General features: G+C 68.1%; 12 protein-coding genes and 1 tRNA gene. 8 read left to right on the top strand and 5 right to left on the bottom strand.

All coding sequences use genetic code 11. The features are described 5' to 3' along the window. Positions 1-286: NADPH:quinone oxidoreductase family protein (locus tag VKH46_14490; protein HKB72053.1), on the bottom strand; the 286-nt coding region annotated here is incomplete at its 3' end. Between the two features lie 301 nt (positions 287-587). On the opposite strand from VKH46_14490, the gene VKH46_14495 reads away from it, so the two are divergent. Beyond that, complete coding sequence (locus tag VKH46_14495; GenBank protein HKB72054.1) at positions 588-1,676, top strand: S53 family peptidase; 1,089 nt, start codon at positions 588-590, stop codon at positions 1,674-1,676. Positions 1,677-1,843: 167 nt separating this feature from the next. Here the strand turns inward: VKH46_14495 and VKH46_14500 are convergent, their stop codons facing one another. The 3 genes from VKH46_14500 to VKH46_14510 all read right to left on the bottom strand — a co-directional run bounded on the left by VKH46_14500 (position 1,844) and on the right by VKH46_14510 (position 3,392). Next, positions 1,844-2,077: a HigA family addiction module antitoxin gene (locus VKH46_14500; GenBank protein ID HKB72055.1), complete on the bottom strand. Its 234-nt coding sequence runs from the start codon at positions 2,075-2,077 to the stop codon at positions 1,844-1,846. Between the two features lie 72 nt (positions 2,078-2,149). Next, a tRNA-Asn gene (locus tag VKH46_14505) sits at positions 2,150-2,224 on the bottom strand. A 172-nt stretch (positions 2,225-2,396) separates the two neighbouring features. Continuing rightward, positions 2,397-3,392 (bottom strand): class 1 fructose-bisphosphatase, encoded by a 996-nt coding sequence (locus VKH46_14510; GenBank protein HKB72056.1) that lies wholly within the window; start codon positions 3,390-3,392, stop codon positions 2,397-2,399. Positions 3,393-3,473: 81 nt separating this feature from the next. Between VKH46_14510 and VKH46_14515 the strand changes: the two genes are divergently transcribed. Further along, positions 3,474-3,986 (top strand): inorganic diphosphatase, encoded by a 513-nt coding sequence (locus VKH46_14515; GenBank protein HKB72057.1) that lies wholly within the window; start codon positions 3,474-3,476, stop codon positions 3,984-3,986. A 418-nt stretch (positions 3,987-4,404) separates the two neighbouring features. Here VKH46_14515 and VKH46_14520 read toward each other — a convergent pair whose 3' ends face one another. Continuing rightward, positions 4,405-4,863 carry an antibiotic biosynthesis monooxygenase gene (locus VKH46_14520; protein ID HKB72058.1) on the bottom strand — a complete coding sequence of 153 codons (459 nt, stop codon included), beginning with the start codon at positions 4,861-4,863 and terminating at the stop codon, positions 4,405-4,407. A gap of 41 nt (positions 4,864-4,904) precedes the next feature. On the opposite strand from VKH46_14520, the gene VKH46_14525 reads away from it, so the two are divergent. From VKH46_14525 to VKH46_14550, 6 genes are all read left to right on the top strand, one after another. Next, positions 4,905-6,605, top strand: a complete 1,701-nt coding sequence (locus VKH46_14525) for a D-aminoacylase (GenBank protein ID HKB72059.1) — start codon at positions 4,905-4,907, stop codon at positions 6,603-6,605. A gap of 44 nt (positions 6,606-6,649) precedes the next feature. Further along, a complete protein-coding gene (locus VKH46_14530) occupies positions 6,650-6,895 on the top strand; it encodes an AbrB/MazE/SpoVT family DNA-binding domain-containing protein (protein ID HKB72060.1) in 246 nt (81 codons plus the stop codon). Beyond that, positions 6,892-7,296: a PIN domain-containing protein gene (locus VKH46_14535; protein HKB72061.1), complete on the top strand. Its 405-nt coding sequence runs from the start codon at positions 6,892-6,894 to the stop codon at positions 7,294-7,296. Before VKH46_14530 ends, VKH46_14535 begins: the two co-directional genes overlap by 4 nt. A gap of 27 nt (positions 7,297-7,323) precedes the next feature. Then, complete coding sequence (locus VKH46_14540) at positions 7,324-10,002, top strand: protein kinase (GenBank protein ID HKB72062.1); 2,679 nt, start codon at positions 7,324-7,326, stop codon at positions 10,000-10,002. A gap of 289 nt (positions 10,003-10,291) precedes the next feature. Beyond that, the gene (locus VKH46_14545) at positions 10,292-12,970 is read left to right on the top strand and encodes a protein kinase (protein ID HKB72063.1); all 2,679 of its coding nucleotides are present in this window, start codon (positions 10,292-10,294) and stop codon (positions 12,968-12,970) included. A gap of 73 nt (positions 12,971-13,043) precedes the next feature. Beyond that, positions 13,044-13,598: serine/threonine-protein kinase (locus VKH46_14550; GenBank protein ID HKB72064.1), on the top strand; the 555-nt coding region annotated here is incomplete at its 3' end.

Consider the following 13,598-nt stretch of genomic DNA (forward strand, 5'->3'; position numbering starts at 1 on the left):
CGGCATCGAGCAGCGCTTCGGCGGATCCGTAGAGCCCGACGGCTTCCGCGCCGAGCCGCCGGCAAAGATCGAGCTTGGCTTCCGATCCGACCAGGGCGAGCGTCCGTAGTCCTTTCCGGCGAGCAAGCTGGAGAAGAGCGCTCCCCACGCCTCCCGCCGCCGCAGTGACGACGAGCCGCTCGCCGGCGCGCCCGTCGCCGGCCGACAGCGCGTAGTCGGCCGTCAGAAAGGCGACGGGAAGCGCCGCGGCCTCGACGAGATCGGCGCCGTCCGGAATCGGGAACACGCGCTCGGCGGGGCAGACGGGGATCCTTGCCGCTGCCTCACCTGATTGAATCGAATCTGGCGGTGGGGAGAGAACCCTGCGAGCCTATCCGACTGGTGTTCACGGACTTTCGAAGAATTCCAGGACGCAAGGCTGTTTCTATCCATCCGGCGGTAAGCCAGATGCCTTCCAAACGAAAGGAGCTCAGGCCATGCAGAAAATCACAGCGCGGGGAGTTGCCGGCGCCCTACTCCTCGGTGCGGCGTTATGCGCTCTCCCGGCATTGGCGCAAAGCGGAACAACACCGCACGGACCGATTCTGGTGCCCGACAGCACGATCGAGCATCCCCGCGACATCGGTCGCCGCGCGCACACGAACCATCTGATCAACGTCGCGCGCAAACCCGGCGGAGCTACTGAACCCACCGGTGAAACGCCGTCGTCCATCCGCTCCGTCTACGAACTGTCTTCCAACGTGACGGCCGGCGGCTCGAACGTCATCGTGATCGTGGACGCGTTCCACTATCCGACCGCGGAAAACGATCTCGCGGTGTTCTCGGAGGAGTTCGGCCTTCCCGCCTGCACGAAAGACAACGGCTGTTTCACGCAGGTGTACGCGAGCGGCACGAAGCCGCGCACGAACTGCGGGTGGGCGCAGGAGGCGGCCCTCGACATCGAGTGGGCGCATGCGATGGCGCCGAACGCGAGGATCGTCCTCGTCGAAGCCGACAGCAACAGCTTCGACGATCTCTTCGACGCCGTCGACGTCGCGAGCGAGCTCGCCGCCGACCCCGTCGGCGAGGTCTCGATGAGCTGGGGCGGAAGCGAATTCTGGTACGAGTCGGACTACGATTCGCTCTTCACGACGGACGGCGTCGTCTATTTCGCCGCCAGCGGCGACCGGGGAGGCGCCAACATCTATCCGAGCGTGTCCCCGAACGTCGTCTCCGCCGGCGGAACGCGGATCAACCGGGACGCCGACGGCAATTTCACGAGCGAGACGGGATGGAGCGGCAGCGGCGGCGGGCCGAGCCGGTACGAGCCGCGTCCCGAGTTTCAGGACGTCGTCTCGGACATCGTCGGGGACCATCGCGGCGCTCCCGACTTCTCCTTCGATTCAGATCCCGCGAGCGGGGTTTCCGTGTACGACAGCACTCCCTGCCAGGGGCTCTCCGGTTGGCTCGTCTTCGGAGGCACGAGCGTGGCGTCGCCCGCGCTCGCCGGGATCGTCAACAGCGCCGGTCATTTCCTCGACTCGTCGGCGACCGAGCTCTCGACGATCTACGGGAATCTTGGCGACTCCGACTCCTTCCGGGACATCACCTCCGGCCGCGCGGGCAGATTCCGGTGCGCGACGGGATGGGACTTCGTCACGGGTGTCGGCAGCGACCAGGGACTGGACGGCAAGTAAGTCCCGCCCGGCGACCGCCAAGCGCCAGCCCCCGGGGAAGCCCGGGGGCTTTTCATTTCGGTGCTTCAAGAGGCAAGACAACTGCGTGACACTTCCCCCAACGCCGGCTATGCCGCTGAGCTCTTCCGCATGGCGTGCCAGAGGTCCCAGGAGACCTGGAGGTGAAGCTAGAACTGGGGCGTCGTGCCGAGCCATCGCGATAGCCTCAGCGCCGTATCGGCGGTCATCCCGCGCTTGCCACGGATGAGCTCGTTCAGTCGATTGGCGGAAATCTTCAGCCGGCGAGCCGCATCGGCCTGGGTCACACCCATCGGCTTCAGGAACTCCTCCAGAAGCATCTCGCCCGGGTGTGTCGGCGGTCGCCGGGAAGGCAGTCGGCCCGAATCAGTGGTGATTCTCAATTTTCACCTCCCACGCGTGGCGAGATCCGGCAACTCCCGCCGGGTGAATACCGCTTTTCTCAATCGGGGATTTGGCTCCTCAGGTAGGATTTGAACCTACAACCCTCCGGTTAACAGCCGGATGCTCTGCCATTGAGCTACTGAGGAAAAGATCAATCGGACTGGTAACGATAGCGGCGCCGCCCCGCCGTGTCAACCCGGCGGCGGGACCAGGGCTCCCTCACCCGCGCGCCTGCGGCGCTTGCCCTCTCCCGCGGGGAGAGGGATGAATACCGGCGGCCTCTCGCACGGGGAGAAGCGAAGACCGTCCCCGCCTTCGCTACGCTTTTCCCGCCACGAACGCCTCGTAGCGATCGACTTCCTCCGTCGAGCCGATTGCGAGCGGGCAGCGGGCGTGGACGTCTTCCGGCACGACATCGAGGACGGCGCCGCGGCCGGTCGAGGCGCGGCCGCCGGCGGATTCGGCGACGAACGCGAGCGGATGGCATTCGTAGAGCACGCGGAGCTTGCCGTGCGGCGTCTTCGGATCGCCGGGCTCCTCCGGATAGAGGTAGATGCCGCCCTGCTGGAGGATCCGGTGGAAGTCGCCGACGAGCGAAGCCGAGTAGCGGGTCGCGTGCACGTTTCCGGTCTTCGGATCCGGGGTCTTGAGCCACTCGACGTACCGGCGCGTCTGATCGTTCCAGCGCGTCTGGTTCCCCTCGTTGACGGCGTAGGCTTTTCCGCTCGGCGGCAGGCGGACGTTCTCCTTCGACAGGAAGAATTCGCCGGAGTCGTCGAGCGTGAAGATCGCGACCCTCTTGCCGTCCGCGATCACGATCTCCGTTGCCGGCCCGTAGAGCAGGTACCCGGCTGCGACCTGCTCCCGACCCGACGTGAGCAGGCCGTGGTCGTGCTCCTTCGGCTCGCGGCGGCGCCGGACGCCGAAGATCGTCCCGAGGGTGCCGTTGACGTCGAGGTTCGAGGAGCCGTCGATCGGGTCGAAGGAGACGCTGTAGTGCCCCTGGCCGTCGGGGGAGAAGACTTTCGGCTCGGCCATCTCTTCCGACGCCGCGAGCGAGACGATGCCCCCGTAGCGCAGATGGCGCAGGAACACGTCGTTGGCGAAGACGTCGAGCTTCTCCTGCCGCTCGCCGTAGACGTTGGACGTCCGCGCGTAACCCGTGTCGCCCGTGAGGGTCGACCTCCGGAGCCGCTGCGCGATGATCTTCCCGCAGAGCGCGATTCGGTTCACGAGCTCGGTCAGCTCCCCGGTCGCCTCGGGATGGGCGCGCTGGGCGTCGAGAAGGTATTCGTTCAACGTGATCTGTTCCACGGGGCCTCCAATCCGGCTGCCGCCGATGCCCTCCGGCTGCCGCCGATGCAAACGGCCCGCCGAATCGCGGAGAATACCCGAGTGACCGACTTCGCGCGCGATTTCGAGCCGATCGACGCCGAGGGACGTCTGCGGGTCGTCGTCGACACGCCGAAGGGAAACCGGAACAAGTACAAATGGGACGAGGAGCTCGGACTCTTCCGCTTGACGAAGGTGCTGCCGCCGGGATTCGCGTTTCCCTGGAACTACGGCTTCCTGCCGAGAACGCGGTCGGAGGACGGCGATCCGCTCGACGCGATCGTCCTCATGGAAGAGCCCGTCTTCTGCGGATGCGTGGTCCTCGCGCGTCCCCGCGCAATCCTGCGGATGGAGTCCGACGGCGACCGCAACGACCGGATCATCGCGTCGCCCGACGGCGAACACGAGGACCGTGTCTATACGGCCGGGATCCCGGGCCGCATCTTCGAGGAGATCGGCGTCTTCTTCGAGGGATACCACCGCCTGCGCGGCGAGACGACGCGGACGATCGGCCGCGGCGACGCGAAGGAGGCGATGGCGGAGATTCGCGACGCCATGAAGAGGTACGCGCGATAGCGGGCGCGGTGATACGGGTCGTTATACGGGTGCGTGCGATCCGCCCATGGGCTTAACGTTCGTCTTCGGTTCGCCGCGCCCGCGGGCCGGCCCACCCGAACCCGTCTTCCAACCCGTCTGACCGCGCCTCAACGGCGCGACAACTGGCATGCCAAGGCGCCGACCGGCGGCTACGCGTACCGACCGAGGCTCCCTCACCCGCGCCTGCGGCGCGACCTCTCCCGCCGGGAGAGGTGGAGGCACGGCGACAGCAGCTGAACCAGAGCTCGCGAAAGGGAATCAGGCGCGGCGAGGCGCGAGCCCGACAGGATGCGGGCAGCCGACCGACGGCTACGCGTACCGACCGAGGCTCCCTCACCCGCCCGCCTTCGCTCCTCCGGAGCTACGGCGCGGCAACCTCTCCCGCCGGGAGAGGTGGTTACTTGTCCTCGATGACCTCGTAGTGCGTCACGGTCGCGGCCGGCCCCACCAGATACTTCGGATCGTCCGGCAGCGCGTGGACCTTCTCCCAGTCCGGTCCCGTGAAGTTCTTGATGTCGGCGGCGGTCTTCCAGTAGGAGATCACGACGAACTCGGTCGTCTTCCCTTCGTCGCGGCGGAACATCTGGGCGCCGGCGTTGCCGGGGATCTTCCGGAGCTTCCGGATGCCCTCGTCGTCGAGGTACTTCTGATAGGCGTCGGCCTGCGCCGACCGGACGTGTCCCCGCCAGATCCGCGCGATCGGGCGCGTCGACGAGGCGATGTCGGCCGCGCCGGCGGCGGCGGCAAGCGACAGCAGGACGGCGGCCAGCGCCGCCAGGGCAGCGAGCGGCGCCGGCGAGGCGCCGCGACGTGCCGGCGCGGCGCCACGGACGTTTCGGGCGATTCTCGGATTCATTCTCTCCCTCCGGTGCTAGATTATTCCCCGGAGAACTCACGATGAAAAGAACGACGCTCCTCGTCCTCGCGGCGGCGGCCGTCCTCGGGCTCACGGCAGCGGCGCGGCCGCCGGCGACTCCTCCGGACGACATCGTCTTCGAGGGCGGGCTGATCGTCGACGGCACCGGCGGTCCCTCCTTCCGCGGCGACGTCGCGGTCCGAAACGGGAAGATCTCCGCGGTCGGTTCGCTCTCGGAGGCGCGGAAGGCGGCGGCGAAGCGCCGGATCGACGTCCGGGCGCTCGTCGTGACGCCGGGATTCATCGACCTGCTCGGGCAGTCGGAATACAACGTCCTCGTCGACAACCGCGCGGCGTCGAAAATCACGCAGGGAATCACGACCGAGGTCACGGGCGAGGGGCAGTCGATCGCGCCGACGACCCCGAAGCTCATCGCCGAGCAAGAAGACGTCTGGAAGCATTACGGCGTCCGTCCCGACTGGACGACGCTCACCGGCTACTTCGACGCGTTCCGCCGCAAGGGAGCGGCGATCAACCTCGGCACGTTCGTCGGCCTCGGGACGGTCCGCCAGCTCGTGATCGGGACGGAGAACCGCCGCGCGACGACTGCCGAGCTCGAGAAGATGGAGTCGATCGTCGGCGAGGCGATGAAGGAAGGCGCGCTCGGCGTCTCGACGTCGCTCCAGTACGTCCCCGACATGTACAACTCGACCGGGGAGATCATCGCCATGGCGCGGGTCGCCGCGCGCTGGGGCGGGACGTACTTTACCCACCAGCGCTCGGAGGGGAACCGGATCGACTCCTCGATGGAGGAGGTCTTCCGGATCGCGCGCGAGGCCCACATCCCCGCCAACATCTGGCACTTCAAGACGGCCTACCAGCGCAACTGGGGAAAGATGGCCGGGGAGCTTTCGAAGATCCGGCAGGCGCGGGCGCAGGGCCTCGACGTGGCGGCGAACCAGTATCCCTGGACGGCCGCGATGAACGGCCTCGACGCCTGCCTCCCGCCGTGGATGCGCGAGGGCGGGCGCGACAAGGAGCTCGCCCGGCTGAAGGACCCCGCGCTCCGGAAGAAGGGGCGCGACGAGATGCTGAAGGACTCCGACGAGTGGGAGAACCAGTATCTCGGCTCGGGCGGCCCGTCCGGCGTCCTGCTGACGACGGTGATCGACCCGTCGCTCAAGAAATACGAGGGGAAGACGATCGAAGAGATCGCGAAGGAAGAGCAGAAGGACCCGGTCGACGCGCTGATGGACCTCGTTCTCGCGGACAAGGCGAATTCCTACTGCATCACGTTCATCGCCGGCGACGACGACGTGAAGGCCGCGATCCGGGACCCCTGGGTCGCGTTCTGCACCGACTCCTCGGCGGAGGCCGAGGACGGGATCCTCTCCCAGGAAAAGTCGCACCCGCGCGGCTGGGCTTCGACGGCGCGGCTCCTCGCCAAGTACGTTCGGGACGAGAAGGTGCTGCCGCTCGAGACCGCGGTCTACAAGATGACCGGGCTCTCCGCGTCACGCGCCCACATCTGGGACCGCGGTCTCCTCCGGCCGGGCATGGCGGCCGACGTCGTCGCGTTGGACCTCGCGAACGTGAAGGTGAACTCGACGTTCGAGAATCCGGTGCACTACTCGTCGGGATTCCCGTACGTCGCTGTCAACGGCGCGCTCGTCGTCGACGGCGGGCACATCACGGCGGCGCGGCCGGGGCGGATCGTTCTCGGGCCCGGAGCGGCGCGGTGATTCCCGGCGACGAACGGCGAAGGAGGAAATGGTAAAATTCTGCCATGATCACTACCATCGATTCGGCCGGACGTATCGTCATCCCCAAGGCCCTGCGCGACCGCCTCGGGCTCGGCCCGGGAGAGGCGATCGACGTGAGAGAACGGGAGGGGCGGATCGAGATCGCGCCCGCGCCGACTCCGATGCGCCTGCGACGCGGGAAGCACGGCGTCGCGGCCGTTCCGAAGTCGAAGCTCCCGCCCCTGACGGACGATCTCGTCCGCGATACGCTGGAGCGGACCCGCCGTTGATCGCCCTGGATACGAGCGTCGTCGTGGCGGCATTCGCGAGCTGGCACGAGGCCCATTCGCGCGCCTCCGCGGTCCTCGCCCGGAGACCGCGCCTTCCCGCGCACGTCTTGATCGAAACCTATTCCGTTCTCACTCGCCTCCCGCCGCCGCATCGAGCTCCGGCCGCGGTCGTCGATGAATTTCTGCAGACGACCTTTCCCCTGCCGCCGCTCGCGCTTCCGGGGGGCGCCCATCGGTCCCTCGTAGGGATCGCGGCGGCGGCCGGCATCGCGGGAGGCGCGGTTTACGATGCCCTCGTCGCTCTTACGGCGAAACGGGCGAAGGCGAAGCTCCTGACTTTCGATCGACGCGCCGTTCCCGCTTACGAGGCGGTCGGCGTCGATTACGAATTTCTCGAATGAAACACGCCGGACAGCGATGACGCTTCAATGACTCTCAAGACCGGCATCCGTCTGGGCCCGTACGAGGTCCTCTCCCCCATCGGCGCGGGCGGCATGGGAGAAGTCTACAAAGCTCGCGACACGAAGCTCGACCGGGACGTCGCCATCAAGATCCTGCCGGAAGGGCTCGCTTCGGACGCCGACGCGCTCGCCCGCTTCGAGCGCGAGGCCAAGGCGGTCGCGGCCCTGAATCATCCGAACATTCTCGGGATCTACGACTTCGGGCGCGAAGGTGCGATCGCGTACGCCGCCATGGAGCTCCTCGAAGGGGAATCGCTCCGCGAGCGGCTCGAGGCCGGGGCGATCCCGGTCCGGAAGACGCTCGATTACGCGCACCAGATGGCGATCGGGCTTTCCGCCGCGCACGAGCGCGGGATCGTCCACCGGGACCTGAAGCCCGAGAACGTCTTCTTGACGAGCGACGGGCGCGTGAAGATCCTCGATTTCGGGCTCGCGAAGCGGATCGGCGGCGTCCGCGAGGACGAGGCCACGAGCGCGCCGACGATGTCGCATCGCACCGATCCGGGGACCGTGATGGGGACGGTCGGCTACATGTCGCCGGAGCAGGTGCGAGGGCTCGCCGTGGACGCCCGATCCGACGTTTTCGCGTTCGGTGCGATTCTCTTCGAGATGCTCTCGGGAAAGCGCGCGTTCCGGCGCGACACCGCGAGCGACACGATGTCGGCGATTCTGCGCGACGACCCGCCGGAGCTCGCCGAGTCGGGACGGAAGATCCCCCCGGCGCTCGACCGCATCGTGCGGCACTGCCTGGAGAAGAACCCCGCGGAGCGCTTCCACTCCGCGCGCGACATCGCCTTCGATCTCGAAGCGATCGGCACGACATCGACCTCCGGAACCGCGCGCCCGGGAACGCTGCCGGGGCGGCGCGTCCGCGTCCGGCCGGCGGTCGTCATCGCCGTGGCGGCCGGGCTCGCGGCGGGCGTGCTCGTCGACCGCCTGCTGCGCAAGAACCCCGACCCGGCGCTCGTCGCGATCCGCCCGCTCACCCATTCGGGGAAGGACATGCTCCCGGCGATCTCCCCCGACGGAAGGACGATGGCGTTTGCGTCGCGGCGCGACGGGAAGGAGCGGATCTGGCTCAAGCAGCTCGCGACGGGCGACGAGATCGCGCTGACGGAGGGGCCCGATTTCGGGCCGCGCTTCTCTCCGGACGGATCGCAGATCCTGTTTCTTCGCGGCGATTTCCAACCGGTGCCCGTTTCCTCCGAGACGAAGTCGGACCTGTACCGGATTCCCCTGATCGGCGGCGTGCCGAAGAAAATCACGGTGCACGCGTCCGACGCGGAATGGTCCCCCGACGGGCGGACGATCGCGTTCGTGCGGGCGACCGGAGGCGACACCGACGCGGTCGGACATCTCCTGCTCGTCGGCGCCGACGGCGGCGAGCCGAAGGAGATCGCGAGATGGCCGCAACGCTTCGTCGCGACCCCGCGATTCTCGCCGGATGGAAAGTCGATCGTGCTGCCGTCCTTCCCCTCCCTTTCCAACAGCGGCGGCCGGCTCGAGGTCGCCGCCGTCGACGGGAGCTCGCAGCGCTCGGTCGGCGTGCCGCCGAGCCTCGGGTTCCTCTCGAACGTGGTGTGGAGCGGCGACCCGCACACGGTCTTCTACGCGCAGGCGCTCCAGGTCCGCTACGGCGCGGGGCGGCTGCTCCGGGAGAACCTGCGGACCGGGAAGGCGACGCCGCTCGTCTGGCTCCCCTTCGAGGCCGGAGTGATCGACACGCTCGGCGGGATGCTCGTCGCCGACGGAGCGAGCTCCCGGCAGAACCTCGCGGAGTACGACCTCACGAGCCCCTCGGCGCCCCCGCGCTGGCTCGCCCGCGGGACGAGCACCGATCGGCAGCCGGTCTTCTCCCCCGACGGCGAGTGGGTCGCGTTCTCGTCGAACCGCAGCGGGAACCTCGACATCTGGGAGATCTCGACGAAGACGGGCGCGATCCGGCGGCTGACGGAGGACGACGCCGACGACTGGGACCCCGGCTTCACCCACGACGGCAAGCTCATCTGGAGCTCCGGCCGAACGGGACATCTCGAGATCTGGATGGCCGATCCCGACGGCAGCTCGCCCCGCGCGGTGACGAACCAGAAGACGGACGCGGAGAACCCGACGACGACGCCCGACGGATGGGTCCTCTTCGCGCTCACGAACAACGCGAAACCCGGGCTCTACCGTACGAAGCCCGACGGAACGGAAGTGGAGCAGGTCGGCCCGTGTCTGAACATCCCCGAGACCTCGCCCGACGGGCGCTACGTCGCCTGCCCCGATCTCACGGTCGGCCCGATCCGCGTGCTGCGGGTCGCCGACCGGAAGACGCTCCCGTTCACGATCGAGGTCCCGCACTCGCGGCCGACGGAGACGGCGCTCGGCCGCGCTCGATGGTCGCTCGACGGCCGGCGGATCTACTTCGTCGGCCAGGACGAGAAGGGCGTCAACGGGATCTTCGAGCAGGACTTCGACCCGGAGAAGAGCGACACGAGCGCCTCACGCCGGAAGGTCGCCGGTTTCGATCCCAATCTCGAGGCGGAGTCGTTCGCGATCTCGCCCGACGGCAGGCGCCTCGTCGTCGCGTTCCTCGAGAGGCTCTACGGAATCTCGACGATCGAGGGGGTGCCGGGCGTCGGGGACGGGAAGAAGAGCCGCTGAGCCGGCCGCCGCGATATGATCGCGGCCAATCTCGGGGGATCAATGACTCTCGCCGCCGGGTCCCGTCCGGGTCCGTACGATCCGCCTTCGCTCCTCCGGAGCTTCTGCGCGACGCGTCCGCTTTCGCCTCTCCTTCGCCGAGGCTTCAAAGAACTACGGCGGACGAGGATCCTGTCGTGACGCTGCAAGCAGGCGCGCGCCTGGGTCCCTACGAGATCCTCTCGCCGCTCGGCGCGGGGGGGCCGCCTTCGCGCGCGGCGGCGCGCTTCGGCGCGGCCCGAGGTTCGCGATGACCCTCGCCGCAGGCGCCAAGCTCGGACCCTACGAAGTGATCGCGCCTCTGGGCGCCGGCGGCATGGGCGAGGTCTATCGCGCCCGCGACACGCGGCTCGGCCGCGAGGTCGCCGTCAAGGTGCTTCCGTCGCACCTTTCCGACAACGCCGAGTTGAAGCAGCGCTTCGAGCGCGAGGCGAAGGCGATCTCGGCGCTCTCGCACCCGCACATCTGCGCGCTCTACGACGTCGGGAACGAAGCGGGCGTCGAGTACCTCGTCATGGAGTACCTCGAGGGGGAAACCCTCGCCGACCGCCTGACGAAGGGACCGCTTCCGGCCGATCAGACGCTCCGGTTCGGCATCGAGATCGCCGACGCGCTCGACCGCGCCCACAAGCAGGGAATCGTCCACCGGGATTTGAAGCCCGGCAACGTCATGCTGACGAAGTCGGGCGTGAAGCTCCTCGACTTCGGCCTCGCCAAGCACCGCGCGCTCGGCGTCGACTCGCAAATCTCGCAGCTCTCGTCGCTCCCGACCGAAGCCACCCCCGCGAACCTCACCGAGCGCGGCACGATCATGGGGACCTTCCAGTACATGGCGCCCGAGCAGCTCGAGGGCAAGGACGCCGACGCGCGGAGCGACATCTTCGCTTTCGGGTGCGTTCTCTACGAGATGGCGTCCGGGCGCAAGGCGTTCTCCGGGAAGAGCCGCGCGAGCATGATCGCGGCGATCCTCGAGCGGGACCCCGCGCCGATCTCGTCGATCGTCCCGATGACTCCTCCCGCGCTCGACCGCGTCGTCAAGACCTGCCTCGCCAAGGAGCCGGACGACCGGTTCCAGACGGCGCACGACGTCAAGCTCCAGCTCGAATGGATCGTCGAGGGAGGCTCGCAGGCGGGAGCGCCCGCGATCGTCGTCTCGCGGCGCCGTTCGCGCGAACGCTGGGCGTGGATCGCGGCCGGCATCCTGGGGATCGCGGCTCTCGCGCTCGGCGCTCTCGTGTGGCGCGCCGCCGGGAGACCCGCGGAGATAATCCAGACCTCGATCCTGCCTCCCGAGAAATCGTCCTTCGATTTCAGCTCGGGCGCGATGGCCCTCTCACCGGACGGACGCCGGATCGCGTTCGTCGCGCCCGATCCTTCCGGCAAGAGCGTGCTCTGGGTGCGCGCGCTCTCCGGCCTCTCGGCCCAGCCGCTCGCCGGGACGGACGGCGCGAAGTATCCGTTCTGGTCCCCCGACAGCGCCCGGATCGGCTTCTTCGTGGGCGCGAAGCTGAAGAAGATCGACGCGTCCGGGGGACCGGCCGAGACGGTCTGCGATGCTCTCGACGGCCGGGGCGGCTCGTGGAACCGGGACGGGACGATCGTCTTTGCGCCGAACTTCAACACGGGTCTCTCGAAGGTCGCCGCCGCCGGAGGCACCTCCGTCCCGATCACGAAGCTCGACGCCTCGCGCAAGGAGAACACGCATCGGTGGCCGTGGTTCCTCCCGGACGGGCGGCACTTCCTCTACGCCGACCGGACGACGGGCTCCGGGACCGAACCGGAACGTACGTCGGTCTGGGTGGGGGGGCTCGACGGAAAGACCGTCGAGCTCCTCCACGATGTCGAGGCGCAAGCCCAGTACGCATCCGGACACCTCCTCTTCGTGCGGGAGGGAACGCTCCTCGCGCAGCGCTTCTCGCCCGGGAGCCGCAAGCTCGCGGGAGACGCGTTTCCCGTCGCCGAGCATCTGCAGAATCTGAGCGGATACAGCCTGTCGATGTTCTCGGCCTCGCAGGCCGGGGCGCTCGTCTACATGGGCGGGGGGAGCCTCGGTCTCTCGCAGCTCGCCTGGCTCGACCGGAGCGGCCGGCAGATCGAGACGATCGGGAATCCCGGGATGATCGCGCGGCCGAAGCTGTCCCACGACGAAAAGAGGGTCGCCATGGACGTCCGCGATCCCTCTTCGGCGAACGTCGACGTCTGGGTCTTCGACATCGCGCGGCGGACCCAGACGCGCCTCACGTTCGCCCCCGGCTTCGACGGCTATCCGATCTGGTCTCCGGACGACAGCCGCGTCATCTTCTCCTCGGACCGGAAGAATCCCGGAGACCTCTACGAGAAGTCGTCCGCCGGAACGGGGGAAGAGAGGCCCGTGCTCGCCTCCGACGCTCTGAAGGCGCCGTTCTCGTGGACGGCGGACGGGAGCCGGATCGGGTTCCAGACGTTCAGCACGAAGGCGGCCGCCCAGAGCGGCGACCTCTGGACCTTCTCCTTCGCCGACCAGAAAGCGGCGCCCTACCTCCAGACGGACTTCAACGAGGGCGAGCCGGTCTTCTCGCCGGACGGAAAGTGGATCGCCTACGTCTCCAACGAGTCGGGCAAGAACGAGATCTACGTCCGAACCTTCCCGGATACGGGCGGGAAATGGCAGATCTCGACTTCCGGCGGCGAAGATCCGCTCTGGAGCCGCGACGGAAGCGAGATCTTCTACGACCTCGGGACCAAGCTGATGTCGGTTCCCGTAAAGACGGCCCCGGCGTTCGAGGCCGGAACTCCACAGCTCCTCTTCGAGGCCCGCTTCCGGCCGGACAACGGCGTCCAGTACGACGTCGCCAGGGACGGGAAGAGATTCCTCGTCGACCAGGACGTGACGCAGTCCGCCGAGGCGCCGGTTACGCTCGTCCAGAACTGGCTCGCGAAGAAGCGGTGATCGACTCGCTCCGTTTACCCTTCCTGCCGGCTGACCGGCGGCTTCCGATCGGGTAAGATCGGTCGAACCCGAAATGCCCGTCGCCGCCGGAACCCGACTCGGTCCGTATGAAATCCTCTCGCCTCTCGGAGCCGGGGGCATGGGAGAGGTGTTCCGCGCCCGCGACGCCCGCCTCGGCCGCGAGGTCGCGATCAAGGTGCTCGCGGCCGAAGCGTCGGAGAGCGTCGAGCGCCGCGCCCGGTTCGAGAAGGAGGCCCGTGCCGCCTCCGCGCTGAACCATCCCAACATCGTCTCGATCTACGACATCGGCGAAACCAACGGCACGACCTACATCGCGATGGAGCTCGTCGACGGCGCGACGCTGCGCGAATCGCTGCCGTCCGAACCCATGGCGCCGAAGAAGATCCTCGACGTCGCCTGCCAGATCGCCGACGGGCTCGCCAAGGCCCACGCCGCCGGCATCGTCCACCGGGACTTGAAGCCCGAGAACGTGATGATCTCGAAGGACGGATTCGTCAAGGTTCTCGACTTCGGCCTGGCGAAGCTCGTCGAGTCCTCCGATCAGAGCGTCTCGGAGATCGCGACGGGGACCACGCCGGGGATGGTGATGGGCACGGTCGGCTACATG

It is taken from the genome of Thermoanaerobaculia bacterium (genome assembly GCA_035260525.1).
Classification (GTDB): domain Bacteria; phylum Acidobacteriota; class Thermoanaerobaculia; order UBA5066; family DATFVB01; genus DATFVB01.

Bases quoted from the DNA above. Each gene is read 5' to 3' on its own strand.
- VKH46_14530 (HKB72060.1), top strand. From the start codon at position 6,650: ATGATCACTACCATCGATTCGGCCGGACGTATCGTCATCCCCAAGGCC.
- VKH46_14540 (HKB72062.1), top strand. From the start codon at position 7,324: ATGACTCTCAAGACCGGCATCCGTCTGGGCCCGTACGAGGTCCTCTCC.
- VKH46_14525 (HKB72059.1), top strand. From the start codon at position 4,905: ATGAAAAGAACGACGCTCCTCGTCCTCGCGGCGGCGGCCGTCCTCGGG.
- VKH46_14545 (HKB72063.1), top strand. From the start codon at position 10,292: ATGACCCTCGCCGCAGGCGCCAAGCTCGGACCCTACGAAGTGATCGCG.
- VKH46_14520 (HKB72058.1), bottom strand. From the start codon at position 4,863: ATGAATCCGAGAATCGCCCGAAACGTCCGTGGCGCCGCGCCGGCACGT.